Here is a 26,192-nt window from a genome sequence, read left to right on the forward strand (position 1 = left end):
AAGGAGAGCCATGATGGCCAAACAGAAAGTCGCAATGCTGACCGCGGGTGGCCTTGCGCCCTGTCTCTCTTCCGCCGTCGGCGGCCTGATCGAGCGCTATAGCGACATTGCGCCTGAGATCGACATCGTGGCCTATCGCTCCGGTTATCAGGGCGTTCTTCTGGGCGATCGCATCGAGATCACCAGCGAGATGCGTGAAAAGGCCCCGTTGCTGCACCGATACGGCGGCTCGCCGATCGGCAACAGCCGCGTCAAGCTCACCAACGCCGCCGACTGCGCCAAGCGCGGACTGGTGAAAGAGGGCGACAATCCGCTTCGCGTCGCCGCCGAACGGCTGGCCGCTGACGGCATCACCATTCTCCACACCATCGGCGGCGACGATACCAATACGACAGCCGCCGACCTCGCCGCCTATCTCGGCGCCAACGGCTATAACCTCACCGTCGTCGGCCTGCCGAAGACTGTGGACAATGACGTGGTGCCGATCAAGCAGTCTCTCGGCGCATGGACAGCTGCCGAAGTTGGCGCGTCCTTCTTCGACAATGTCAGCAACGAACAGAGCGCTGCGCCGAAGACCTTCGTGATCCATGAAGTGATGGGCCGCCATTGCGGCTGGCTGACGGCGGCAACCGCGCGCGCCTATATCCAGAAGACCAGCGGCAATGAATATGTCGAAGGCCTGATGATGAACACGCAGATGAAGAATATCGACGGCATCTACCTGCCGGAAATGGCCTTCGACATCGAGGCGGAAGCCGAACGCCTGAAGGCGATCATGGACAGACACGGCTACGTTACACTGTTCGTTTCCGAAGGTGCCGGCCTTGATTCCATCGTTGCCGAACGGGAATCGTCTGGCGAAGCCGTCAAGCGCGACGCCTTCGGCCATGTGAAGATCGACACCATCAATGTTGGTGGCTGGTTCCAGAAGCAATTCGCCGGCCTCATCGGCGCCGAACGCTCCATGGTGCAGAAGTCGGGCTATTTCGCCCGGTCCGCGCCCGCCAATGGCGCTGATCTGCGGCTCATCCAGGGCATGGTCGATCTCGCCGTCGAAAGCGCGCTCAACAAGGTCTCCGGCGTCACCGGCCATGATGAAGATCAGAACGGCAAATTGCGGACGATCGAGTTTCCGCGTATCAAGGGCGGAAAGCATTTCGACCTTTCTGCAAAATGGTTTACCGAAGTGATGGAACACGTCGGTCAACCGTTCACAGCGGCCTAATTTTACGATAGGCTAATTAATGCGGTGACAGGGAGGGCAAGGAGGAAAAGAATGTCTGGACAGGCCTGGCTGATTTTTTGTGCAGCATGTGCCGTTGTGTTCGCACTTCCCTCTCCCCTTGTATTCTCTGTCGCCTCTTATGCCGCCATCCGCGGCAAAAAGACCATCTTCGCCTCCGTTAGCGGCGGAGCGCTCGGCGTCGTCACGGCCATGACGATTTCGGCCATTCCGGTGGCCGGTCTGGCCTATCTGCCGCAATCCTTCCTGGGCATAGTGCAATGGGCCGGCATCGGCTGGCTGATGCTGTTCCTGTTGTGGACTTTTGCGACACCCGCCGCCCAGGCGGCCAATGCCGATAACGACAATCTGCCGGGCAAATCATGGAGCGGCATTTTCCGCGATTCTTACGCCATTGCCGCGTTGCGCCCGCGTTACTTCACATTCTTTCTGGCGCTGTTACCGCAATTCATTTCCACCTCCGGCAACGCCGTGGAAACGCTGGCGGCGGCGCAGGCCGCAATCCTGCTTTTAGCGCTTGCCGTTCTCACCGCACAGGCGCTGTTTGCCGGCTCAACGCTGGCGCTGGTGCGCCGCATGTCGGGCGAGAAGAAAATCCGGCCAAAATACCGCACCCACTTCATTTCCGGCCGCGCCGTCAGCGCCGGTTACAGGCGCATCGCAGCCTGAAAAACCGGGATGCCACGTCCCGGCTTGCCGCTATCCTTACAATAGGTTAATGAAGGCTCGACGGGACACTGCCTGCTTCGCTTGACGCGGGGGTATCGAGAGACAGGCATAACGAAGGCGGCAACATGCGAAATTCGGGCAAATTCCGCGGAAGAAGTGCACTTCTTCTGTCTTCCACCGTGGGTCTGGCATTGGCATTAAGCGGCTGTACCAGCGTCGAATATACCGCGAAGGAAGGTCCGAACGGCCCGAAAATCGCAACAGTCAACCCCGCTACGGCACCCGCCCAGGCATCGACGCAGACGGCAGCAGCCGAAACGGTACCCGGCGCAACAGCCGCCGCACCGGCGACCCAGACCGCTGATGCGGCAACCTCTTCCCAGCCTGCAGCACTTCCCACCGCAGTCGCCGTCAAGGGCGGACGCGTGGCCCTGCCGCCGGCCTCTGAAATCGCAGCGGCAGCCGCCATTAACGCGCAGATGCAACCGCAGCAGAATGAAGTCGCCCAGGCGACGGTGATGACATCCGCGCCGACCACGGTCGCGGCCCTCGCGCCGACAGGCGTCACTCCGGCAGCAGCCGCGATTGCTACCGCTGGCTCAGCGGCACAGCCGGCCATCCACAACGCCGCAGCCGATCTGCCGCAGGTCGTTGCCGTAAAGGGCAGCTTCCCGCCCGCACCGCCGCCGCCCGGTTCGCCTTCCATCGGCACTGAACTGACGGCGGAACGAAAAGTCATTCCGTTGCCAAAGCCGGACAGCACGGTTCTTGCCTACGCCTCTGGCCCCACCAACGCCGCCCTTGCCGCCATCCGACAGAACGAAGCGATGACGACGCCGCTCAAGGCAGCGCCAGCCGGACGCGAGAAGCTGAGCGGTCTTATTTCCAAATATGCCGTCATGTATAATGTGCCGGAAGATCTGGTTCACCGCGTTGTGCAGCGTGAAAGCATGTACAATCCCGGCGCCTATAACAGCGGCAACTTCGGCCTGATGCAGATCAGGCACGCCACGGCCCGCTCCATGGGCTTCGATGGCCCTGCCTCCGGTCTGTTCGATGCTGAAACCAACCTCAAATACGCCGTCAAATATCTGAGCGGCGCATGGGTGGTGGCCGACAACAACCGCGACAACGCGGTCCGTCTTTATGCCCGCGGTTATTATTACGATGCCAAGCGCAAGGGCATGCTGCACGTTCTGCGGAAGTAATAGCCTCCGGCTCGGTTGGAAACGCCGTGTAACCCTACGGCTTCTCTGAAGATATGACGCAAACCTATCCTCCGTCATGCTCGGGCCTGTCCCGAGCATCTGCAACCGTCTGATTTTGTCATGGTGATTGGATCCTCGGGACAAGCCCGAGGATGACGCCGCCCGTGATGACTGCCTTATCGATAATCTCAGGCGTAGGCAGGTTTCCCACCGTCTTTCTGATTCGTTGCTTTCACCCACAGCCCCTGTCATCAAACTGTAGCGTCACGGCTGTAGACGCCTCTCAATCGACTGAGAGGTGAACATATGACGAGTGCGGCACCCAAGACCGGCTTCAGCAAAAACACGAAACTGAAGTCCGCATTGCTCCAGCACAAGGCACTCTCGAAAAGCGGCCTTTCAGAAAGGTTCTTCGGAGTTCTTTTTTCCGGTCTCGTTTATCCGCAAATCTGGGAAGACCCGGAAATCGACATGGAAGCGATGGAGCTTGGCGAAGGCCACCGGGTCGTCACCATCGGTTCGGGCGGCTGCAACATGCTGGCCTATCTCTCCCGCAACCCTGCCAGCATCGATGTGGTGGATTTGAACCCGCATCACATTGCCCTCAACAAGCTGAAGCTCGCCGCCTTCCGCCACCTGCCTGCCCATCAGGACGTCGTGCGTCACTTCGGCCGCGCCAATACGCGCAGCAACAGCCATGGTTACGACCGCTTCATCGCTGACCATCTCGACGATACGACCAAGGCCTACTGGTCGAAGCGTACCCTCTCCGGCCGCCGCCGCATCTCAGTGTTCGACCGGAACATCTATCGCACCGGCCTGCTTGGCCGTTTCATCGGCGCCGGCCATTTGATGGCGCGCCTGCACGGCGTGAAACTCACTGAAATGGCCAAGACCCGCACGCTGGACGAACAACGCCAGTTTTTCGACAGCAAGGTCGCCCCCCTGTTCGACAAGCCGGTGGTGCGCTGGCTGACGAAGCGTAAAAGCTCTCTGTTCGGCCTCGGTATTCCGCCCCGTCAATATGACGAGCTGGCGAGCCTTTCCTCTAACGGCACGGTTGCCGCCGTGCTCAAGGAACGGCTGGAAAAGCTTGCCTGCAACTTCCCGCTCAGCGACAATTATTTCGCCTGGCAGGCCTTTGCGCGCCGTTATCCCGAGCCACATGAAGGCGCCCTGCCCGCCTATTTGAAGCCGGAATATTACGAGACGATCCGTAATAATACGGCCCGCGTCGCCGTGCACCACGCCACCTATACCGAGCTTCTTTCCAAAAAGCCGGCAAGCGGCGTTGATCGCTACATTCTCCTCGACGCGCAGGATTGGATGACGGACGGGCAACTCAACGAATTGTGGTCGCAGATCAGTCGCACAGCCGCTCCCGGCGCACGCGTCATCTTCCGCACCGCCGCCGAAAAGAGTGTTATCGAAGGCAGGCTCTCCACCGACATTCGCAACCAGTGGGTCTATCTCGAAGAGCGCTCGCAAGAGCTGAACGCCATGGATCGATCGGCCATTTATGGCGGTTTCCATATCTACCAGAGGGCTATGGCATGAAAACCATTGGCGAGAATGTGGGTCTTGCAGACAGCGCGCATGCGGGCCTGATGGACCGCATGTATCGCCACCAGCGGCATATCTACGATATCACCCGCAAATATTACCTTCTGGGCCGCGACAGGACCATTTCCGGCCTCGATGTGCCCGATGGCGGCACGCTGCTGGAAGTTGGCTGTGGCACGGGCCGTAACCTGCTTTTGGCCAGCCGGAAGTTTCCGCAGGCAAAACTCTTCGGCCTCGATATCTCATCCGAAATGCTGCTGACCGCGTCGGAAAATTTCGCCGGCAAGGCGGAGCGCCCCATTCTGCGCGTGGCCGATGCCACTGCCTTTCGCGCCGCTGAATTCGGCCAGCCCGACGGTTTCGACCGCGTCATGATCCCCTACGCGCTGTCGATGATACCGGAATGGGAAAAGGCGGTCGAACAGGCGCTCACGGCGCTCAAACCGGGCGGTTCCCTGCATATTGTCGATTTTGGCCAGCAGGAACAATTACCGAAGTGGTTCCGCACCCTTCTGCAGGCGTGGCTTAACCGTTTCCACGTGACGCCACGCGCCAATCTTCGTTATGTTCTGGCCAATATGGCTGGCCGCTTTGACGGTAATCTTGAATTTGAAGAGATCGCCCGCGGTTACGCGTGGCGGGCCGTCATCACGCTTCCGATCGCCGAAGTGCAGCCGAAAATCAGCCGGATGCTGGCGGACGCCTGATTCTCGAAAAAGATTCCGGCGCCTCCGCAGGAACAGGGGTGCGCTGCCAACGCGCGGCGTACCACTTGCGAATCCTTGCCGTTATTCCCGCCACCACACCACAAATCGCTTCAAATCCAGCGACTTGCAATGTCGAAAAGGGCCATTGCCCCTTGCCATATCAATTTGTTTACCATGTTATGGGTAAATCGGGAGATGCGCCGCGCCATGTTGCGGCTGCGGGATGGGCAACAACACTTTCATCAGGGTTCCAATGCGGCTGCGTTTTTCGGCACTATTGTCGGCTTTGCTCTTGATCGGCGGCTGCACGTCCACGAGTTACGACCTGCTTGAAACCGCATCCGTTTCCAAGCCGAAATTCGCCGATACCGACCCACAGGATTTCGGCATGAATAACCCGCATCGCCACGAGGTGCACGGTATCGACGTGTCCAAATGGAATGGCGATGTCGACTGGCAGACCGTGCGCAAGTCAGGTGTGTCCTTCGTCTTCATCAAGGCGACGGAAGGATCGGACCGCATCGATCCGAAATTCGGCGACCATTGGCGCAGCGCCGCAGCGGCGGATATCCTCCACGCGCCCTATCATTTCTATTATTTCTGCTCGACGGCCGATGCTCAGGCCGACTGGTTCATTCGCAACGTGCCGAAGGAAGCCGTCACCCTGCCGCCGGTTCTCGACGTCGAATGGAACCCCGCCTCCCCCACCTGCAAGACAAGGCCCGCACCCGGCATCGTCCGCGCCGAGATGCAGCGTTTCATGGATCGCCTCGAAGCCCATTACGGCAAGCGCCCGATTATCTACACCTCTGTTGATTTCCACCGCGACAATCTCGTTGGCCAGTTCAAGAATTACCATTTCTGGGTGCGCTCCGTCGCAGCCCATCCGGCCAAGATCTACGAAGAACGCCAATGGGCCTTCTGGCAATATACGGCAACCGGCGTTGTGCCCGGCGTAAACGGCCCGACCGATATCAATGTTTTTGCCGGCAGTGAGAAAAACTGGCGGAAATGGGTCGCTTCCGCCAAATAAACACGGCCAAGAAGCAACACATTCGAAAAAACCGCGTTCTCACCTGTCGTCTGGCTGCGAGACCCGTTTTTTTGTCGCAAACATATGGGTAAAGCGGGCCTACAACCCATTGAGGAAATTCCCATGTCTACCTTCCGGTCGCGCAGCATCATTTTTGCCGCCGCTTTGTCGCTTCTTTCCACTGGCTCCGCCCTTGCCACGCCGCCCGTTGCCTCGCCTGACGATCCCAAGCAGGTCGCCTGCGGCGGTGATCTCGGCGCATTTCTCGAGGGCGTGAAAGCCGATGCGCTGGCCAAGGGCATTCCGGCCGACGCGATCCAGAAGGCGCTTGCCGGCGCGCAGATCGACCCGAAAGTGCTTTCGCGTGACCGTGCACAGGGCGTCTTCCGCCAGACCTTCCTGGAATTCTCCCAGCGCACCGTCAGCCAGGCCCGTCTCGATATCGGCCGCAGGAAGCTGCAGGAGCTCTCCTCCACCTTCGCTCGCGCCGAAAGTGAATACGGCGTACCGGCTGGCGTCATCGCCGCGTTCTGGGCCATGGAAACCGACTTCGGTGCCGTTCAGGGTGATTTCAACACCCGCAATGCACTGGTGACCCTCTCGCATGATTGCCGCCGCCCGGAACTTTTCCGTCCGCAGCTGCTGGCGCTCATTGAAATGGTCCAGCATGGCGATCTCGACCCCGCCGCCAACACCGGCGCATGGGCCGGTGAAATCGGCCAGGTGCAGATGCTGCCCAAGGACATCATCGCCTTCGGTGTTGATGGTGACGGCAACGGCCACATCAACGTCAAGGATAGCGCCCCGGATGCCATCCTGACCGCTGCAAAATTCATCCAGCATCTCGGCTTCAAGAAGGGCGAGCCGTGGATTCAGGAAGTCTCCCTACCGGAAAACCTGCCATGGGAAAAATCCGGCCTCGGCGGTCCGCTCACCGCCGGTGAATGGTTTGCGCTTGGCGTGACGCCGCGTGACGGCAACAAAAACTTCGCTTCCCTGCCCGCAGCCCTCATCATGCCGCAGGGCCGCAAGGGGCCGACCTTCATCACCTATCCGAATTTCAACATCTATCTGGAATGGAACCAGTCGTTCATCTACACGACTTCGGCGGCCTATTTCGCCACCCGCCTGATGGGTTCGCCCGTCTACAATAAGGGCAATCCCGAGCCGGGCTTTGATGACGCGACGATGAAGCAACTTCAGACCAAGCTTGAGGCACGTGGACACAATGTCGGCAAGGTCGATGGCATCCTGGGTTCCGGCACCCGTGTCGCCATCCAGAAGGAACAGCAGCGCCTCGGCATGCCCGCGGATGGCTGGCCGTCGGCGGCTCTTCTGCAGGCGCTTTAAGCAATCTTAACGGCGCCGTCAGGCCTTTAATCTGTCCGCCGGAATCAAGGCGAAATCGTTAATCTCGACTGGATGACTGGGGATAACACCCCGGTCATTTACTTTTTTTAAACATATGAAGCACTGCGTGAAAGAGAAATAATCTTTTATTTTCAGATAATTACAGAATCTTCTTTTTTATGCCGCCTCAAAGCGTGCTGCACTGCATCACAGAAACCGCTTTTCAACTGCCACAAAACGGTCATATTATCGAACCTGTCAACAACAGGAGGCACCCATGGGACTTACAAAATCTCTCAATGCCTTGGCAGTCGGTTTGGCGTTTTTGTTCGTAGCGATGATGCTTTTCATCTGACGAGACGTGAAGACCAAACGCAGATAAGAACCGTAGATGACACGAATTTAAAAAGCGCAGATCCTTTCGGGTCTGCGCTTTTTTCATGTCGAAAATAGAGTTTTTAAATCAGGCCGCGCTGCGGCGCAGGCGTTCCAGCCCGAGATTTTCAAGCACCGCATTGACTAGCGGCGCGCGGTTCATGGTGTAGAGGTGGAACTCGTTCACGCCGCGCCGCTGCAGATCGGCGATCTGCTCTGCGGCAACCTCGGCGGCCACGCGGGCGCGCCCTTCAAGGTCATCATCATAACCTTCGAAACGCTCATCCAGAAAACCGGGAACGCTGGTGCCGCAGCGGCCGGCGAAACGCTTCAGCTGGGTCAGGTTCTGGATCGGCATGATGCCCGGCACCACCGGAATGGTGATGCCCGCCGCCGTCACCCGCTCCATATAACGCTCGAACACATCATTATCGAAGAAGAATTGGGTCAGCGCACGGGTGGCGCCATTATCCGCCTTGCGCTTCAGCATGTCGATGTCAACCGCCTCGCTTGCGCTTTCCGGATGTTTTTCCGGATAGGCCGAAACGGAAACCTCGAAATCGCCGATCTCGCGCAGGCCCTTCACCAGAGCTGCGGCGTTTTCGTAACCTTCCGGATGCGGCTTGTATGCAGTGCCGATGCCGGTGGAGGGATCGCCGCGCAGCGCCACGAAATGGCGCACGCCGGCATTGCGAAACTCTTCGACAACCTGATGCACATCGTCACGGCTGGCATCCACGCAGGTCAGATGCGCGGCGGTCGGCAGATGGCTGTCGCCGATCATCCGGCGCACAGCATCCAGCGTCGGCGCCTTGGTGGATCCGCCGGCGCCATAGGTGACGGACACGAAATCCGGGTTCCATTTTTTCAGCTCGGCAACCGTTTCCCAGAGATGGGTCTCCATCTCGGCATTCTTGGGCGGGAAAAACTCGAAAGATAACCGGATATCGCCATCGTGGCGCGCGGTTTCCGACCTCAACATATCATGCCCTCCGGGAGCCAAGTAAAACCGCCTCTTGCACCACATCGTCTGCCATCAGCAGCCGCTGGTCGCGGGCAACCCATATCGTCACGTCCAGAGCTTCGTCGGACGCTTTTTCAGAATGAAGATCAACGGCGCGGTCGGGCTCAAGCCCGGCCTTTTTCAGCCATTCTTCCATTAGCGGATGTGAAAAGCCGAGCCGCACATGCGCGTGCTCGTCGCGCAGATATTCGAAGGAATGCGGCGCCAGATCGATGACGATCAGCCGCCCACCCGGTCGCAGCATGCGTGCTGCCTCGGAAAGCGCGATTTCCGGCTGGTCGAGAAAATGCAGAACCTGATGGATGACGATCAGATCGAAATCCTGTCCTTCCAGCGGCAGGTTGAGAATATCGCCATGGCGGACGGACGCATTGACCACACCCGCCTTGTCGAGGTTGGCGCGCGCCACCGAAAGCATGTCGCGGCTGGCATCCACCCCGATCGCACGGCGATAGACGCCGCTCAGAAGCTGGAGGATGCGGCCAGTGCCCGTGCCGAGATCAAGCAGCGAATCGACGGGCGTGGTGCCAACCAGCTTCAGCAGCGCGCCTTCCACGGCCTCGTCGCTCACATGCAGGCGGCGCAGCTCGTCCCAGGCGGAAGCATTGCGGCTGAAATAATCCTGTGCACGTTCCGCCCGCACCCGCTTGACGGTGGCAAGCCGCTCGCTGTCACGCTGGAGAACGGCGTCGGAGGGCGATGCAGCGCCAAGCAGCTGCCTGATGACAACGGCGGGCTCACCATCCTGCCGCAGACGAAAATAGGCCCAGGCGCCTTCCTGATAACGCTCGATCAGCCCCTCTTCCGTCAAAAGCTTAAGATGACGGGAGATGCGCGGCTGCGACTGGCCGAGAATTTCGGTAAGATCGGTAACCGTCAGATCGCCGGCAGCCAGAAGCGCCAGCAGCCGAAAGCGCGTCGGTTCACCCGCCGCCTTCAGGAGATCCACCAATTTGTCCAAACCGAACGCCACGTCTGCTGCACCTCGCAAGCTAATCAACATATAAAGATATCTTTATGTCGATGTGGCGATCGATGCAAGCGCAAACTGTGCTGCACCTCCATCAAGTCCACTTATTACACGAGAAAAGGCCCGCTTTGCGGCGGGCCTTTTTGAAGAGATATGGAAAGGGATCAGCGCGTCAGGCGCTTGTAGCTCACCCGGCCGGGCTTGATGCTTTCCGGGCCGAGACGGCGGACCTTGTCCTTTTCGTAGTCTTCGAAGTTGCCTTCGAACCATTCCACATGGCTGTCACCCTCGAAAGCGAGGATGTGGGTGGCCAGGCGGTCGAGGAACATGCGGTCGTGGCTGATGATAACGGCGCAACCGGCAAAGGCTTCCAGCGCTTCTTCAAGCGCTGCCAGCGTTTCCGTATCAAGGTCGTTGGTCGGTTCGTCGAGCAGCAGCACGTTGCCGCCGGCCTTCAGCATCTTGGCGAGGTGAACGCGGTTGCGCTGACCACCCGAGAGATTGCCGACCTTCTGCTGCTGATCGCCGCCCTTGAAGTTGAAGGCGCCGCAATAGGCGCGCGAATTCACTTCGAACTTGCCGAGCTTGATGATGTCGTTGCCGCCGGAGATTTCCTCCCAGACGGTCTTGTCACCTGCCAGCGTATCGCGGCTCTGGTCGACATAACCCAGCTGTACCGTTTCACCGACAGTCACCGAACCGCTATCGGGCTGTTCCTGACCGGTGATCATGCGAAACAGGGTGGTCTTGCCCGCACCGTTCGGACCGATGACGCCGACAATACCGCCCGGAGGCAGCTTGAAGGTGAGGTTTTCGATCAGCACCCGGTCACCATAGGACTTGGTGAGGTTTTCCGCTTCGATAACGACACGGCCCAGACGCTCGGCGACCGGAATGACGATCTGCGCGTCGCCGGGACGACGGTTTTCAGCGGCTTCCACCAACTCGTCATAAGCGCGGATACGCGCCTTGGACTTCGTCTGGCGGGCCTTGGGGCTGGAAGCGATCCACTCCTGTTCGCGGCTGATAGCCTTCTGACGCGAGGCGTCTTCGCGGGCTTCCTGCTGCATGCGCTTGGCTTTCGCCTGCAGGTAAGCGGAATAGTTGCCTTCGTAAGGAATGCCGCGGCCACGGTCCAGCTCGAGAATCCAGCCGGTCACGTTGTCGAGGAAGTAGCGATCGTGGGTGATCATCATCACGGCGCCGGGATAGTCGCGCAGGTGCTTTTCCAGCCACGCGATGGTTTCGGCGTCCAGATGGTTGGTCGGTTCGTCGAGCAGCAGCAGGTCGGGCTGCGAAAGCAGCAGCTTGCAAAGCGCAACGCGGCGGCGCTCACCACCCGAAAGGCCGGTCACGGGTGAATCGCCGGGCGGGCAACGCAGGGCGTCCATGGCCATTTCGACCTGATTTTCCAGATCCCACAGGTTCTGGCTGTCGATCATGTCCTGAAGTTTCGCGCCCTCATCCGCCGTTTCGTCGGAATAGTTCATCATCAGTTCGTTGTAGCGGTCGACGATTGCCGTCTTGCTCGCAACGCCTTCCATGACGTTTTCCATCACGGTCTTGTTTTCGTCGAGCTTCGGCTCCTGCTCGAGATAACCGAGCGTCGCGCCTTCGGCGAGCCAGGCTTCACCGGTATATTCCTTGTCGAGACCGGCCATGATCTTCAAAACGGTCGACTTACCGGCGCCGTTCGGGCCGAGGATACCGATCTTGGCATCGGGGTAGAAGGAGAGATGGACGTTCTCCAGAACCTTCTTCGCGCCATAGGACTTGTTCAGCCCAGCCATGTGATAGATGAATTGACGTGCCATTGTAGCGAATGCTCCACATCGGAATTTTAAGAGTACGTATCGGGAAATTTGCCGCTATGTAGGGTAAATAGGACCGTGGGGCAACCTCTGGCACGATTATGACCCCATGATTATGACAAGCTGCGTGATGATACGATGGGTGCGATGATGAATGAGACGACGGACGACTCCGCCTTCAGCCGGATTGAAAGGCTGGACGCCCCCTCCGGCGCATCCATCGCCTTTCGCCACCAGCCCTCCGCTCTTTCTCCGGCGCGCGGCGTATTGATGGTTTGCCACGGGCTGGTGGACCATGCGGGCCGTTATCGTCGGCTTGCGGATGTGATGTCGAAGCAGGGCTTCGAGGTCTACGCCCACGACCATCGCGGCCATGGCCGCACGAAGGCTGCGGACGCGCCTCTCGGTCGCTTCGCTTGGAAGGACGGAGCAGGCAAGGTCGTCGCCGATGTCATGGCGATACGCCGGATGGTCGGCGAAAGGCACCCCGGCCTGCCGGTGGTCCTGTTCGGCCATTCCATGGGCGGTCTGGTGGCGCTCAACACCGCCGTCAGCCACCCGGATGCCTTTGATGGCCTCTCCATCTGGAATTCCAACCTCAATCCCGGCCTCATGGGCCGCGTCGCGCAGGTTCTGCTGCGGCTGGAAAAGATGCTGAAAGGCTCGGACGTGCCAAGCGCCATTCTGCCGAAAGCGACTTTCCGCGTCTGGAACGCCAGAATGCCGGAAAAACGCACCCATGCGGACTGGCTGAGCCACGACAAGGCGGCGGTGGACGCCTATGCGGAGGATCCGCTGTGCCAGTTCGAGGCCAGCGTCTCCCTCTGGCAGGATGTTTTCGAACTCTCCTATCGCGGCCCGAAACTCATGGAGCGCCTGCCGAAAACCCTGCCGATCCTTTTGATCAGCGGCGATCAGGACGCCGCCACCAACAACGGCAAGGAAATCGTCTGGCTTGCGGAGCGCTTTCGCGAGGCGGGCTTCAGCCATGTCGAGCATACGATCTACCGGGGCATGCGGCACGAGACCCTGAACGAAATCGGCTGGCAGGCCGTCGCGGCGGATTTCGCCGCCTGGTGCAGCCGCGTCGTCGGCGACTGAGGAGCCTTTGCCGAAACGGAATAAGTCCATGAGATAAAATCACATGCGGCAGGGCAAGCAGCAGTCTATAAACCGGCAGGCCGACAATACCGGGGGACAGATGACCGACATGCCGAACAGGAAACAGCCGCTATCCGGCATTCGCGTCATCGAGCTAGCGCGTGTTCTGGCCGGTCCCTGGGCGGGGCAGATGCTGGCCGACATGGGTGCTGACGTCATCAAGGTGGAAAACCCCGAGGGCGGCGACGATACCCGTACATGGGGGCCGCCCTTCGTTGAAGGCGCGGATGGAGAAAACCTCTCCGCCGCCTATTATCACGCCACCAACCGCGGCAAGCGCTCCATCGTCGCCGATCTGAAAACGCCGGATGGCTGCGAGCTGGTGCGCCGGCTGGTGCGCACCGCCGATGTCGTCATCGAGAACTTTAAGCGCGGCGGGCTTGCCAAATACGGCCTCGATTACGAGAGCCTGAAGGTGCTCAATCCGAAGCTGATCTATTGCTCCATCACCGGCTTCGGCCAGACCGGGCCCTATGCCGATTTCGCCGGTTATGACTATATCGTGCAGGGCATGTCGGGTTTTATGTCGATCACTGGCGAACCGGACGGCCAGCCGATGAAGGCGGGCGTCGCCGTCGCCGATATCTTCACCGGCATCTATTCCGTGACAGCCATTCAGGCGGCACTGATCCACGCCATTCGATCAGGCGAAGGCCAGCATATCGACATGGCGCTTCTGGATGTGCAGTCGGCCGTGCTCGCCAACCAGAACATGAACTACCTGATTTCCGGCAAGCCACCCGTCCGGCTCGGCAACGCGCATCCGAATATTTCCCCCTATGAAGTGGTGCCGACGGCCGATGGTTTCCTGATCCTCGCGGTCGGCAATGACGGTCAGTTCCGCCGCCTCTGCAACATCCTCGGCATTGGCGCAATCGCCGATGACGAGCGCTTTGCAACCAACAAGGCCCGCGTGGCGCACAAGGTGGACGTGCGACAGATCGTTTCCACCGAAACGCTGAAATGGCAGAAGCGCGATCTCTTGACCGTCTGCGAAAAGAATGCCGTGCCGGCCGGGCCTATCAACTCCATCGAGGAAATGTTCGCCGATCCGCAGATCAAGGCGCGGGGCTTGCGTGTCGATCTCGAAACGGAAGACGGCACCGTCATTCCCGGCGTGCGCACCCCCATTGTGCTCTCGCAAACCCCCTTGCGCTATGAACGCCCCAGCCCGAAGCTCGGTGAGCATCAGGCACAGGTGCTGGCCGAACTGGAAAACATCGAAAGGACCACCACGCCATGAAAACAACAGGCAATACCAGAACAGGTGGGCAATTGATCGTCGAAGCGCTGAAGGCCAACGGCGTCTCCCGCGTGTCCTGCGTTCCGGGCGAAAGCTATCTGGCCGTGCTGGACGCGCTTTATGAAAGCGGCATCGAAACCGTGGTCTGCCGCCAGGAAGGTGGCGCCGCCATGATGGCCGATACCTGGGGCCGGCTGACGGGCGAACCCGGCATCTGCATGGTGACCCGCGGCCCGGGTGCCACCAACGCCTCGGCCGGCCTGCACATCGCAAGGCAGGATTCCATTCCGATGATCCTGTTCATCGGCCAGGTGCAGCGCGACGCCCGCGAGCGCGAAGCCTTTCAGGAAGTGGAATACCGCCGCGCCTTCACCGAATTCGCCAAATGGGTGGGCGAGATCGACGATGCGCGCCGTATCCCGGAATTCGTCACCCGCGCCTTCACTGTTGCCACCTCCGGTCGCCCCGGCCCGGTGGTGCTGACGCTGCCTGAAGACATGCTGGTGGAAGAGGTCGAAGCGCCCGAGGCAAAGCCCTATACACCCGTCGAGGCACATCCCGGCCCGTCACAGATGGCCGCCTTCGCAAAAATGCTGGGCGAGGCAAAACGTCCGATCTTCATCATCGGCGGCACCCGCTGGTCCGAGGAAAGCGTGGCGACCTTCAGGGCATTTGCCGAAAATCACAAGCTGCCCATCGGCTGTTCCTTCCGCCGCCAGATGCTGTTCGATCACCTCAGCCCCTCCTATGCCGGCGATGTCGGCATCGGCATCAACCCGGCGCTGGCAAAGGAGATCAAGGAATCCGATCTCGTGGTTCTGCTCGGCGGCCGCCTCTCCGAAATGCCCTCCTCCGGTTATACGCTCATCGACATTCCCTACCCGTCGCAGAAACTCATCCACATCTATCCGGAAGCCGAAGAGCTTGGCCGCGTCTATCGCCCCGATCTCGCAATCTGCGCTGCGCCGGACAATTTCGTCACCGCCCTCTCCTCCATCTCGCTTTCAGCCAATGCCGCCTGGGCAGACCGCACGGCCGCCATGCATCAGGCTTACCTCACCTGGTCGACCCCGCCGCAGACCGGCCCGGGTGCGGTGCAGATGGGTCCGATCATGGACTGGATCGAAGCCAATGTGCCCGAGGATGCGATCTTCACCAATGGCGCGGGTAACTACGCCACCTGGGTGCACCGTTTCCACCGTTTCCGCCGCTTCAACACGCAATCGGCGCCAACATCAGGCTCGATGGGTTATGGCCTGCCGGCGGCAGTCGCCGCCAAACATCTGTTCCCGGAGCGTGAGGTGATCTGCTTTGCCGGTGATGGTTGTTTCATGATGCATGGGCAGGAATTCATCACCGCCGTCCGTTATGGACTGCCGATCATCACCGTCCTGGTCAATAATGGCACCTACGGCACCATCCGCATGCATCAGGAACGGGAATATCCAGGCCGTGTCAGCGGCACCGATCTCGTCAATCCGGATTTCAACGCTTTTGCGAAGGCCTATGGCGGCCACGGCGAAACGGTGGAAAAAACCGAGGACTTCGCCGCCGCCTTCGAACGCGCGCGGGCAAGCGGCAAGCCGGCCATCATCGAGGTGAAGCTGGACGCCGAGGCCATCACGCCAACGCGCACGCTGACGCAGATCAGAACCCGGGCCTGATATCGCCCTTCGATATTGGTGATGGACACGGCTTCGGCATGGTGTAAATCCTGACGCTCGCACGACGTCATCCTCGGGCCTGTCCCGAGGATCCAATCACGTATCGTAAAATTCATCGGTTGCAGATGCTCGGGACAGGCCCGAGCATGACGAAAGAGAGGTTTAACACTTCTTTCAGCAGCCCTTCGGATCAGGAAACGACATGCCGGATGCAGCCCCTCCCGTCATCACCCCACGCGGCGCGAAGATCGAGCCCTCGGCCGGCGCACCTTTCGAGGCCGTGCGCGTGGCCCGCGATGTGCTGCACACATCCCGCACGGCAGCGCTCGCTACCCTCGATCCGGTCAGCGGCTATCCTTATACGACTGCCACCAATATCGGCATCGAGCCTGATGGTACGCCGTTCTTCTTCGCGGCGGGCCTGACGCTGCACGCCCGCAACATGGAGGCAGACCCGCGCATCTCGCTGACGCTCGCCCCCTTCGGCAAGGGCGATGCGCTGACGCTGCCGCGGCTGACGCTGGTGGGGAAAGCGGAACTGATCGACCCGGCTGAGGTGCCGCTTGCGAGACAGCGCTACATCGCCCGCTATCCCAAGGCGAAACTTTACCTCTCCCTTCCCGACACGAGGCTTTACCGGCTGCGAACGGAAGGCGTACAGATCAACGGCGGCCCGGCCCGCAATGCCAGCAACATCACCCCCGCCGATCTGCGCACGGAGCTTTCCGGCGCGGCGGAACTGATGGCGGTGGCGCAAAGCGAAGCGACCCGCCTCAATGCCATCAAAGGCGAAGCGGCCCGGCTCGCCGTTCTGGCCGGCGCGAAGGCCGGTCGCTGGACGATCACCTCCATTGACCCTGATGGCATCGATCTCGCTTCGGCCAGCGATCTGGCCCGGCTGTGGTTTGCGGGGCGGGTGACGACGTTGAAGCAGTTTGAGAAGGCGCTTGCTTTGCTTGTGAAATGAAGGGCGCAAACGACTCATAAACCTGGGACAATCGTCTCTCTTCCGTCATGCTCGGGTCTGTCCCGAGCATCTGCCACCTATCAAGTTGTGATACGTGAGTGGATCCTCGGGACAAGCCCGAAGATGACGAAACGAGCGTTTCGAATTTCCCATCAAAAAAGGCCGGGCTGCATTCCGCGACCCGGCCTTTCTCAGAAAACTCAGACGGATGCTCAGAGAGCAGCAGTCACGATGAACTCAACCTTGTAGTCCGGGGTAGCAAGCGCTGCTTCGCTGGTGGCGCGGGCCGGCGGGTTTGCCGGGTCGATCCAGCCTTCCCAGACGGCATTCATTTCACCGAAGGTGGACATGTCGGAGAGATAGATGATCGTCTGCAGGACTTTCGACTTGTCGGAACCGGCAGCTGCCAGCAGGCGATCGACTTCCGCCAGCGCCGACTTGCTCTGTTCCGTCACGCTCGTACCCTCGCCGACCTGGCCGGCCAGATAGACGGTGTTGCCGTGTACGACGGCGCCGCTCATGCGCTTGCCCGGCTCGATACGCTTGATGGTCATGGAAAACTCCTGTTGATTGGCATTAAAATAGAACGATGCGCGGAAAATCAGCCGCGCAGGTGATGGGTCTTTTCGTAGATCGCCGTGGAGCGCGCACCGGAACGGCAATAGCCAAGCATCGGGCGCTGCAATTCATCGAGCGCATCCACCATGCCGGCAACGGCATCGGCGTCGACGCCATAGCGACCAACCGGTACATGCATGATGGTGAGGCCAAGTTGCTCTGCGCGCTCGGCAATATCGGCGAAAAGCGGCTGGCCGTCTTCTTCGCCGTCAGGGCGGTGGCAGACGATCGACTTGAAGCCGAGTGCCTTGACCTCATCCAGATCGGCGACGCTGATCTGTCCCGTTACCGAATATTCGTCGTCTATGCGCCTGATATCCATGTCTGCCTCCGCTGAAACCGGCGTCCGCGCCGCTGGCTGTCACCCTTCAAAATCCGCATCCGATGTAAGCGGTCAAAACCCCTGCGTCAATGACGGCGCACCGTCATTCGGCATGGCATTCGCTACGGCATTCAGAGGATTGAAAAGCGCAGACCGAACCTGCGGCTTTCACCCGGCTGGAGAATATTGAACTCGCCGGCGGTCTCAAGCTCGCTCCGCCCAACCCAGCGATGCGAAACCGGCTCGATGCCGAGCACATTGGCGGGGTCCTGCTGGTTGCGCCACATCTGGAGATAGGGCAGCGTCTCCGTGCGAAAACGCACGGTCAGCGTCTTCCCGCCGATGGCCGCAATCGGGCCAAGCTTCAATTCCGCCAATTCGTCCTTGCCGGCAGAGACGCAGAAAACAGTTCCTGGCTCCTCGCCGAAACGCCAGCCATGGCCGCCACCTTCAAGCATGGCGCCTTCAAGCCGCACGGCGTCGTCAAACAGGCGCGCGCCGACATTCATGTGATACATCAGAAAGACCGGAATCGGCCGCGAACTCGTATTGACGATCCGGTCGTCAAGGCTGACCTCGCCGCTTTCACCATCGATGCGCCATGTCCGTTCCAGAAGTGCGGTGCCGCCATCGGCAAGCTTCACGGGAACCTCCACACGCGCCAGCGCATTGGACTCATGAACGTCGAAAGCGATGATCGTCGCGGGATGCGAGGAAAAGGACCCATGCAACGGATATCGACGCCCCTCGCCGTCACCGTCGATCAGTTCGGGATGACGGATATGATCCGGACCGCAGGTGAAGAGAAAGCCCTCCAGCGAATGGTCGATGCGTGCATCCCCATCATCGGGAATGGCGCGGCCGGGCGCGATGTCAGTGCCATCGACGATACAGGAACCAATATCGAAAACAGAGGTTTCATCGAGGAAAATATGGGGCGATCTGCCAGCCTGAAACGAACGCAAGACAACCTCTCCTGTGGCAGTAAAAACGCATGAATCACGGAAACGCTACTAGCCGTGACGGAAATTAAGATTGCATTAACCGCGAATTCACCTTTTTCACAATAGGGTCAAGATTGCGGTGTGTTTATGGGCGAACGAAGCAAGGATAGCAGAATCGTGAAACAGTTTCTTAACGCAGCTCTGGGTCTGACAGTCGCGGTAGTGGCGGCTTTCGCCCCGCTACAGGCTGGCGCGCAGCAGCGTTATGGCGACCAGCAGACGATGCTGGTAACACCTGACGGTCGCGTGCTCGACTTCATGCCAGAGCGCAGCGACATCGTCATCAGCCGCGATGCGATGGGTCGCACGGTGTTTTACGACCAGTACGGCAATCTGCTGGCCACTGAAATGCCTTCCGGCTATCAACAGCGGCAGCAGGCGCGCCAGCAGCGCGACACCACCTATTATCCGCCCGCCCCCGGCGGCCAGTACCGTGAGCCACCGCGCGATTACGGTTATCAGGACAATGGCAGCGTGCGTGATTATCGCGAATATCGCGGTGATGGCTCCGGCGACAATGTCTATACCGGCTCAGTTCCCGGCCCCGGCGCGGTGGAAAGCGGCCCGCTCGGCCAGCCCATGCCCGGCGAAAGCACCACGGCCGCCGTCCCACAACCCGATCACCTGATCGAACGCCACACCCCGGTGACCACACCGGTCAACCGTTCGCGGCAGGAGATCGTCGCGCTCCAGACCTTCCTCGACCGCGAAGGCATCTCGCCCGGCGTTATCGACGGCAAGATGGGTGACAACGTCAACAAGGCGATTGCCGCCTGGCAGGACATGACGGGCGAAAAGCTCGACCCGAACAATTCCGACGACATTCTGGAGCGCCTGCGGTCCTCCGGCGGCATGCCCATCGTCGACTACACCATCACCGCCGCCGATGCGGCCGGTCCCTATGTGGCGTCGATTCCGGATGACTATGCTGAAAAATCGCAGCTGCCCGCCTTGTCCTTCACAAAGACTTCGGAAGCGCTCGCCGAACGTTTCCACATGGATGAGAACTATCTGAAGGAACTGAACCCCGGCATCGATTTCTCCGTGCCCGGCACGATCATCAAGGTCGTCAATCCGGGTGACGCGAAAAAGGGACAGGTGGCCCGCATCGTCGCGCATAAGGGCATCAAGCAGGTCTTCGCCTATGGCGAGGACGGCAATCTGATCGCCGCCTACCCGGCCACCATCGGCTCCACGGACACGCCTTCCCCGAGCGGCACGCATACGGTCGAGCGCATCGCGCTCAATCCGGGCTACACCTATAATCCGAAGATCAACTTCAAGCAGGGCCAGAACGACAAGATACTGCAGATCCCGCCGGGTCCGAACGGTCCGGTCGGCACGGTCTGGATTGCGCTGTCAAAGCCGACCTACGGCATTCACGGCACACCGGAACCCTCGAAGATCGGCAAGACCAACAGTCACGGCTGTATCCGCCTGACCAACTGGGATGCGACCGAACTGGCGAAAATGGTCCGCGCCGGCGTTGTGGTCGAATTCGCGGAATAATCGACCGGAAGAAAAGAAAAGCCCGGCGGATTGTGGTCCGCCGGGCTTTTTTTCATTTAATCGCGTTTCAGTCGCGTTTTTCCGTGAGGAAATATAGAAGGGCCGCGACCGGCAAGGCGAAGCCGATCCACGAGGCCGCGCCCCATTCTCCGACCGCATAAGCCCAGCCACCCACGGCGGAACCGATGGCGCCGCCCATGAAAAACGTCGCCATATAGATGCCGTTCAGGCGGCTGCGGAATTCCGCCCCGAGCGTGAAGATGGCGCGCTGGCCAAGCACCAGATTGGTGGTGACGCCGAAATCCAGAACGATTGCCGCAACCACCAGAATGGCGAGCGCCAGATGCGACCCTTCGGGCGCAAGATGCGTGACGGCGAAGGAAAGCGCCACCGCCACCAATGCAAGGAAAGTTGCCGCACGGGTCCAGCCGCGATCAGCCATCCGCCCTGCAATTGGCGCAGCCACGGTGCCCGCAGCACCGGCAAGCGCAAAAAGCGCAATCTCACCCTGGCTCAGGTTGAAATGCGGTCCGCTCAGATAAAGCGGCGTCGTGGTCCAGAACAGGCTGAACGCTGCAAACAGGAAGGCATGGTAGATCGCCCGCCGCCGCAGGATCGGCGTGTGGAGGGCAAGCCTTCCCATCGAGGCCATCAGCGAGCCATAACCCAGCCGTGCCTCCGGCATACGGGCGGGCAGAAGCCGGAAAAGCACCACTGCAAGAAGCGCCATGACTGCCGCCGACGTGAGAAACACGCCGCGCCACGAAACCACTTCCGACAGCAGGCTGGATACCGGCCGCGCCAGCATGATGCCGGCCATCAGCCCGCTCATGACATTGCCGACCACCCGCCCGCGAATGGCGTGCGGCGCCATGTGGGCGGCATAGGGGACGATAACCTGCACCGCCACCGAACTGACGCCCACCAGGAAGGCCGCGATGAGAAACGGAGCCGCATGCGGCGCGAATGCCGCAGCCACAAGGGAAAGCACCGCCATCGCGACAGAACTCACCACCAGCCTGCGATTTTCGATGAGATCGCCGAGCGGCACGACGAACAGCAGGCCGACACCGTAACCGATCTGCGTCAGGGTCACGATCAGCCCGGTGGCGCCGGCGGAAAGACCAAGCTCCGCCCCGATGATGCCGGCAAGCGGCTGGGCATAATAAAGATTGGCGGCAATCAATCCGCAGGCTGTCGCCAACAGAAAGGTCAGAGCCGGGGACATGGATGTTGCCTCAACATCCTCCCCTTCAATTACACGCGTCGTCATCATCTTCTCCAATATGGAAACATTCGTTTCCTAAATAGTCACAAAATCACTCGGCAAGTTTCATGGCGATATCCACCACGGCCACCATGTCTTTGAGGCTGCGCCCTGTCTTTCCCACCACACGCATGCCGTACATCATGCACAGCATCGCCCGGGCGAGATCATCGGGATCGGCCTTCGAATGCACCGAACCATCCTTCTGCCCTTCGGCAACGAGACGGGCGACAATCCGCTCCCTCGCCTTCACGGCCCGCTCGACCACGACGGCAATATCATCATCCAGCGCCGCCAGATCGGCAGCAGCACCGACAACAAGGCATCCATCAGAGCCGGCACCGCCATGCGACCGTTCCGCATAGAACATCAGCCCTGCCCTCAGGCGCTCGTTACCGGTATTGTAACCGGCCACCGCCGCCTCGAAACGCTCGGTCTGCACAATCCTGTAGCGTTCCATCGTGGCAATAAAGACGGCCTTTTTGTCCTTGAAGGCCTTGTAAAGACTGCCCTGTGCCAGCTCCATCGCATCGGTAAGATCACCCACGGAGGTGGCGTGATAACCGCGCCTGGAAAAAACCCTGATCGCACCATCGAGCGCTCGGTCGATATCGAACTCACGCGGCCTGCCGCGATGGCGCTGTTCCTCGGACTGGTTGTGGCTGATATTGCTCATGGTCGGAATATAGGAAACGATCATTTCCAAATCAAGAAAATAATGAAGCTGACAGGAAAAGGCCGTGACCGCACTCGGGCGAGCCAAACGGCAGTCGAGCATCTGAAACATCATCCCGCCTCTGCGGCGATGAACACCGCAGACGGGGCGAACGTTGAAAACAGTGTCTCAGGCGGCTTTGCGGGTGAAGAGGCGCGCGGGTGGCGTGCCGAGCCGCAACAGGCGTTTTGGCAGCAGGCCAAGCACTTCGCCGGCGAATGCTCTGGCATTCTCGACCGCCTTGTCGATATTGCTCACCTTGTTCTTATCGAGACAGAGAAGCGTGCCGCCAAGATCGAAAATATCGCGATAGGCCGCTCTCTCGACAATCGGCGTATTGAGAACCGAAACATTCTTTTCCGCCAGCAGCATCTTGACGAGCAGCAGCGAGCGCGTCGCCACCATGGCGTTCACCCGCGTCAGCACGATGGAATGGGCAATCTCCTTGCCCATCTTGCGCTTCAGGAATTCGATATGGTCCAGAACCTCGGCAGCGCCGCGCGCATCCATGGCGCAGCCCTGAACCGGGATCAGCACATGATCGGAAATGCCGAGAGCCATGGTCAAAAGCGGGCTTTTCGCACCTGGCAGATCGATGATGAAACAGTCGGTATTGGTTTTGTTTTCGCGAATATGGCCCTCGAGCGAGGCCATCGTCACATGCGAAATCACCGAGAGATTTTCGATCTCGCCGGACAATTCATGCCAGCGGGAAATCCACAATTGCGGATCGGCATCCAGAACCGTCACGCGGTGGCCGCTGCGGGCCAGTTCGGTCGCCAGAAGCAGCACGGCGGTCGTTTTTCCGGCGCCGCCCTTGGTATTGGCGAAAGTGATGACTGACATGACACCCCCTGTTGGTCAGAGCCGTTTCATGCTCATTCACGCACCGAAGCAATTCATGGTGCTTTCCGTAATCTTAACGAACAGGGTTAATAAAAGGCTAAGACGCTTATGCCGCGCAGCGAAAAGCCCGCGATCGGGTCATCGCGGGCTTCATGGATTAGGGGTCATGTCGTAGCTCGGTTCTGATGCAGGGCACGACGTTGCCGCTATTTTCTTCTCCCCGCCGGGGAGAAGGTGGCCCGAAGGGTCGGATGAGGGGGCAACGTCAGCGATAGACCGCACCCTTGCCCCCTCATCCCGCTGCCGCGACCTTCTCCCCGACGGGGAGAAGAAACATGCGGCACCCTCTCAACCTCTCACAAACTTGACGAATAAAGGTAGCTCCTTAAAAGCAGTCCTCGAACAATTTCCTGGTATTCTCCAGCGTCATCGGCACCGGATTGCCGCCGCAGCTCGGATCCTTGATCGCCTCCGCCGCCAGTTCGTCGATACGGTCCGGCTTGATGCCCATGGCGGTCAGGTTTTCCGGCACGCCGAGTTCCTTGCGAAGTTCCAGCACGTAGTCATAAAAGCCGTCGAAGCCGCCGGAGATACCGAGATAGGCTGCCGCGCGGGCAAACTTGTCCTCGATGGCCGGCCGGTTGAAACGCAGCACCGCCGGCATGACGACGGCATTGGTCATGCCGTGATGTGTGTTGTAGACCGCGCCGATCGGGTGAGAGAGCGAGTGAATGGCGCCGAGACCTTTCTGGAAGGCCACCGCCCCCATCGCCGCCGCCGCCATCATATTGGTGCGCGCCTCGATGTCAGTTCCGTCCTTATAAGCGCGCGGCAGGAATTCCTTGACGAGCCGCAGGCCCTCCAGCGCCACACCGGCGCTCATCGGATGATAGAAGGGCGAGGAATAGGCCTCGAGGCAATGGGCAAAGGCATCCATGCCCGTGCCCGCCGTGATGACCTTCGGCATGCCGACCGTCAGTTCCGGATCGCAGATGACGACGCCGGGCAAAAGCTTCGGATGGAAGATGATCTTCTTCACATGGGTCTGCGAATTGGTGATGACGCTGGCGCGGCCGACTTCCGAACCCGTGCCCGCCGTCGTCGGCACGGCGACGATGGGCGCGATCTTGGCGGCATCCGCCCGTGTCCACCAGTCGCCGATATCCTCGAAATCCCAGACCGGGCGCGTCTGCCCGGCCATGAAGGCGATGGTCTTGCCGAGATCGAGGCCAGAGCCGCCGCCGAAGGCGACGACACCGTCATGGCCGCCATCGCGGTAAGCCTTCACGCCGGCTTCCATGTTGATCTCGTTGGGGTTCGGATCGACTTCGGCGAAGATCGCCCGGCCAAGTCCCGCCTCTTCCAGCACGTCGAGCGCGTGCGCGGTAATCGCCATATTGGCAAGGCCGCGATCCGTGACGAGAAGCGGCTTCTTGATGCCGAGCGTCTTGCAGGCTTCCGCCAGTTCCTTGATCCGGCCACGGCCAAGCTTGACGGCGGTGGGGTAGCTCCAGTTGGCGACGATATTCATTTCGTGACTTTCTTCAGATGGTAGGATTTCGGACGGGTCAGGTTCTGGAAACCGAGGACGGAGAGCGAACCGCCACGGCCGGTTTCCTTCACGCCGGTCCAGCAAAGGGCGGGGTCGAGATAATCGGCGCGGTTCATGAACACAGTGCCGGTTTCGATTTCGCGACCGATGCGCCCGGCACGCGCCGCATCCTGCGTCCACAGCGAAGCGGTGAGGCCGTATTTGCTGTCATTCATCAGGGCGATGGCTTCGTCATCATTTTTGACTTTCATGATACCGATGGCGGGGCCGAAGGTTTCCTCGGTCATGAATTCCATGGAATGGTCGACATTGACGAGGATTTGCGGCGCGACATAAGCGCTCTCGCCGTCATCGGCCGGGAACAGTTTCGGATCGACCAGCGCCTTGGCGCCCTTGGCAACGGCGTCCGTTATCTGCGCCCGCACCACCTTGGCGAAACGCTTGTTGGCCATCGGCCCGAGCGTGGTTTCCTGTTCCAGCGGATTACCGAGCTTGTAGTTGGACACCCAGGCAACGGACTTCTCGACGAATTCGTCGTAAAGGTTTTCGTTGACGTAGATGCGCTCGATACCACAGCAGCATTGCCCGGAATTATAGGTGCCGCCGTCCATCAGCGTATCGACGGCAGCGTCGAGATCGGCATCCTCCATCACATAACCGGGGTCCTTGCCGCCGAGTTCAAGCCCAAGGCCGGTGAAGGTGCCGGCAGCGGCGCGCTCGATGGCACGACCGCCTTCCACCGAACCGGTGAAATTGACGAAATTGAACAGGCCCTCGGAAATCAGCGCCGAAGTCGTGCCATGGTCGAGGAAGACGTTGATGAAGACATCGTCAGGCACACCGGCCTCGACGAAAGCCCGCACCATGCGTTCGCCGACCAGCAGCGTCTGCGCCGCATGTTTGATGACGACCGTATTGCCGGCCATCAAGGCGGGTGCGACGGTGTTGATCGCGGTCATATAGGGATAGTTCCACGGCGCGATGACGAAGACCACGCCATGCGCCTCGCGCTCGATGCGGCGTTCGAAATTGCCGCTTTCCTCGATGACGAGCGGCGCCAGCGCATCGGCCGCAATGGAAGCGACATAGTTGGAGCGCTCGTTGAAGCCCTTGAATTCGCCGCCATAACGCACCGGACGGCCCATCATATGCGCCAGTTCCGGCACCACCTCCGCCACCATTTCGTTGAGGCGCGCGACACCCTTCAGAACCAGCTGAACGCGGTCCTCAAGCGGGCGGCGAGCCCAGTCCTTTTGCGCCTTGCGTGCCTTCGAAACGGCGGCCCGCGCCGCCTCCAGCGACATCGCCTCCCGCTCGGCATAAACCGAACCGTCGATGGGCGAGATATTCTGGATCATGGTCATGATGTTT

Annotated in this window: 23 protein-coding genes; 12 read left to right on the forward strand and 11 right to left on the reverse strand. The window is 60.1% G+C overall.

Going from position 1 to position 26,192, the window contains the following annotated elements:
• Positions 1-13: 13 nt before the first annotated feature.
• The 7 genes from AKG12_RS04870 (at position 14) to AKG12_RS04900 (ending at position 7,773) form a co-directional block, all read left to right on the forward strand.
• Positions 14-1,225: a pyrophosphate--fructose-6-phosphate 1-phosphotransferase gene (locus AKG12_RS04870; protein ID WP_052818348.1), complete on the forward strand. Its 1,212-nt coding sequence runs from the start codon at positions 14-16 to the stop codon at positions 1,223-1,225.
• A 51-nt stretch (positions 1,226-1,276) separates the two neighbouring features.
• Complete coding sequence (locus AKG12_RS04875) at positions 1,277-1,912, forward strand: LysE family translocator (RefSeq protein ID WP_046798046.1); 636 nt, start codon at positions 1,277-1,279, stop codon at positions 1,910-1,912.
• 125 nt (positions 1,913-2,037) lie between these two features.
• Positions 2,038-3,120 carry a transglycosylase SLT domain-containing protein gene (locus AKG12_RS04880; protein WP_052818023.1) on the forward strand — a complete coding sequence of 361 codons (1,083 nt, stop codon included), beginning with the start codon at positions 2,038-2,040 and terminating at the stop codon, positions 3,118-3,120.
• 306 nt (positions 3,121-3,426) lie between these two features.
• Positions 3,427-4,677 carry a BtaA family protein gene (locus AKG12_RS04885; RefSeq protein ID WP_046798044.1) on the forward strand — a complete coding sequence of 417 codons (1,251 nt, stop codon included), beginning with the start codon at positions 3,427-3,429 and terminating at the stop codon, positions 4,675-4,677.
• Positions 4,674-5,390, forward strand: a complete 717-nt coding sequence (locus AKG12_RS04890; RefSeq protein ID WP_052818024.1) for a class I SAM-dependent methyltransferase — start codon at positions 4,674-4,676, stop codon at positions 5,388-5,390. The genes AKG12_RS04885 and AKG12_RS04890 overlap by 4 nt, the downstream gene beginning before the upstream one ends.
• Positions 5,391-5,643: 253 nt before the next feature.
• On the forward strand, positions 5,644-6,423 hold the full coding sequence (locus AKG12_RS04895) for a glycoside hydrolase family 25 protein (RefSeq protein ID WP_046798428.1): 780 nt from the start codon (positions 5,644-5,646) through the stop codon (positions 6,421-6,423).
• Positions 6,424-6,546: 123 nt separating this feature from the next.
• Entirely contained in the window at positions 6,547-7,773 is a 1,227-nt protein-coding gene (locus AKG12_RS04900) for a lytic murein transglycosylase (RefSeq protein WP_046798042.1), read from the forward strand.
• 463 nt (positions 7,774-8,236) lie between these two features.
• On the opposite strand, the gene metF is transcribed toward AKG12_RS04900, so the two are convergent.
• From metF to ettA, 3 genes are all read right to left on the reverse strand, one after another.
• Positions 8,237-9,130 (reverse strand): methylenetetrahydrofolate reductase [NAD(P)H], encoded by an 894-nt coding sequence (metF, locus tag AKG12_RS04905; RefSeq protein ID WP_052818025.1) that lies wholly within the window; start codon positions 9,128-9,130, stop codon positions 8,237-8,239.
• 1 nt (position 9,131) lies between these two features.
• Positions 9,132-10,145, reverse strand: coding sequence for an ArsR/SmtB family transcription factor (locus AKG12_RS04910; RefSeq protein WP_052818026.1), 1,014 nt, complete (start codon positions 10,143-10,145; stop codon positions 9,132-9,134).
• Between the two features lie 161 nt (positions 10,146-10,306).
• A complete protein-coding gene (gene ettA, locus AKG12_RS04915; RefSeq protein ID WP_046798039.1) occupies positions 10,307-11,956 on the reverse strand; it encodes an energy-dependent translational throttle protein EttA in 1,650 nt (549 codons plus the stop codon).
• Between the two features lie 147 nt (positions 11,957-12,103).
• On the opposite strand from ettA, the gene AKG12_RS04920 reads away from it, so the two are divergent.
• From AKG12_RS04920 to AKG12_RS04935, 4 genes are all read left to right on the forward strand, one after another.
• Complete coding sequence (locus tag AKG12_RS04920) at positions 12,104-13,054, forward strand: alpha/beta fold hydrolase (protein ID WP_052818349.1); 951 nt, start codon at positions 12,104-12,106, stop codon at positions 13,052-13,054.
• Between the two features lie 100 nt (positions 13,055-13,154).
• Positions 13,155-14,357, forward strand: coding sequence for a succinate--glutarate CoA-transferase (caiB, locus tag AKG12_RS04925; RefSeq protein ID WP_052818350.1), 1,203 nt, complete (start codon positions 13,155-13,157; stop codon positions 14,355-14,357).
• Complete coding sequence (locus AKG12_RS04930) at positions 14,354-16,021, forward strand: thiamine pyrophosphate-binding protein (RefSeq protein WP_052818027.1); 1,668 nt, start codon at positions 14,354-14,356, stop codon at positions 16,019-16,021. Before caiB ends, AKG12_RS04930 begins: the two co-directional genes overlap by 4 nt.
• 202 nt (positions 16,022-16,223) lie before the next feature.
• Positions 16,224-16,988: a HugZ family pyridoxamine 5'-phosphate oxidase gene (locus AKG12_RS04935; RefSeq protein WP_052818028.1), complete on the forward strand. Its 765-nt coding sequence runs from the start codon at positions 16,224-16,226 to the stop codon at positions 16,986-16,988.
• Positions 16,989-17,200: 212 nt separating this feature from the next.
• Here AKG12_RS04935 and AKG12_RS04940 read toward each other — a convergent pair whose 3' ends face one another.
• The 3 genes from AKG12_RS04940 to AKG12_RS04950 all read right to left on the reverse strand — a co-directional run bounded on the left by AKG12_RS04940 (position 17,201) and on the right by AKG12_RS04950 (position 18,893).
• A complete protein-coding gene (locus tag AKG12_RS04940) occupies positions 17,201-17,542 on the reverse strand; it encodes a RidA family protein (RefSeq protein ID WP_052818029.1) in 342 nt (113 codons plus the stop codon).
• Between the two features lie 47 nt (positions 17,543-17,589).
• A complete protein-coding gene (locus AKG12_RS04945; protein WP_046798035.1) occupies positions 17,590-17,928 on the reverse strand; it encodes a protein tyrosine phosphatase family protein in 339 nt (112 codons plus the stop codon).
• A 131-nt stretch (positions 17,929-18,059) separates the two neighbouring features.
• Positions 18,060-18,893 carry an aldose 1-epimerase family protein gene (locus AKG12_RS04950; RefSeq protein ID WP_052818030.1) on the reverse strand — a complete coding sequence of 278 codons (834 nt, stop codon included), beginning with the start codon at positions 18,891-18,893 and terminating at the stop codon, positions 18,060-18,062.
• Between the two features lie 156 nt (positions 18,894-19,049).
• Here AKG12_RS04950 and AKG12_RS04955 point away from each other — a divergent pair, with 156 nt between their 5' ends.
• Positions 19,050-20,441, forward strand: coding sequence for a L,D-transpeptidase family protein (locus AKG12_RS04955; protein WP_052818351.1), 1,392 nt, complete (start codon positions 19,050-19,052; stop codon positions 20,439-20,441).
• A 67-nt stretch (positions 20,442-20,508) separates the two neighbouring features.
• Here the strand turns inward: AKG12_RS04955 and AKG12_RS04960 are convergent, their stop codons facing one another.
• The 5 genes from AKG12_RS04960 to AKG12_RS04980 form a co-directional block, all read right to left on the reverse strand.
• Positions 20,509-21,714 carry an MFS transporter gene (locus tag AKG12_RS04960; protein ID WP_046798424.1) on the reverse strand — a complete coding sequence of 402 codons (1,206 nt, stop codon included), beginning with the start codon at positions 21,712-21,714 and terminating at the stop codon, positions 20,509-20,511.
• A gap of 46 nt (positions 21,715-21,760) precedes the next feature.
• The gene (locus tag AKG12_RS04965) at positions 21,761-22,408 is read right to left on the reverse strand and encodes a TetR/AcrR family transcriptional regulator (RefSeq protein ID WP_046798423.1); all 648 of its coding nucleotides are present in this window, start codon (positions 22,406-22,408) and stop codon (positions 21,761-21,763) included.
• Positions 22,409-22,552: 144 nt separating this feature from the next.
• Positions 22,553-23,269 (reverse strand): AAA family ATPase, encoded by a 717-nt coding sequence (locus AKG12_RS04970; RefSeq protein ID WP_052818031.1) that lies wholly within the window; start codon positions 23,267-23,269, stop codon positions 22,553-22,555.
• Between the two features lie 385 nt (positions 23,270-23,654).
• Positions 23,655-24,800 (reverse strand): iron-containing alcohol dehydrogenase, encoded by a 1,146-nt coding sequence (locus tag AKG12_RS04975; RefSeq protein WP_052818032.1) that lies wholly within the window; start codon positions 24,798-24,800, stop codon positions 23,655-23,657.
• Positions 24,797-26,185, reverse strand: coding sequence for an aldehyde dehydrogenase family protein (locus AKG12_RS04980; RefSeq protein ID WP_052818033.1), 1,389 nt, complete (start codon positions 26,183-26,185; stop codon positions 24,797-24,799). Before AKG12_RS04980 ends, AKG12_RS04975 begins: the two co-directional genes overlap by 4 nt.
• Positions 26,186-26,192 lie beyond the last annotated feature (7 nt).

This window comes from Agrobacterium sp. SUL3, from assembly GCF_001263295.1.
GTDB classification, from domain to species: Bacteria; Pseudomonadota; Alphaproteobacteria; order Rhizobiales; family Rhizobiaceae; genus Agrobacterium; species Agrobacterium tomkonis.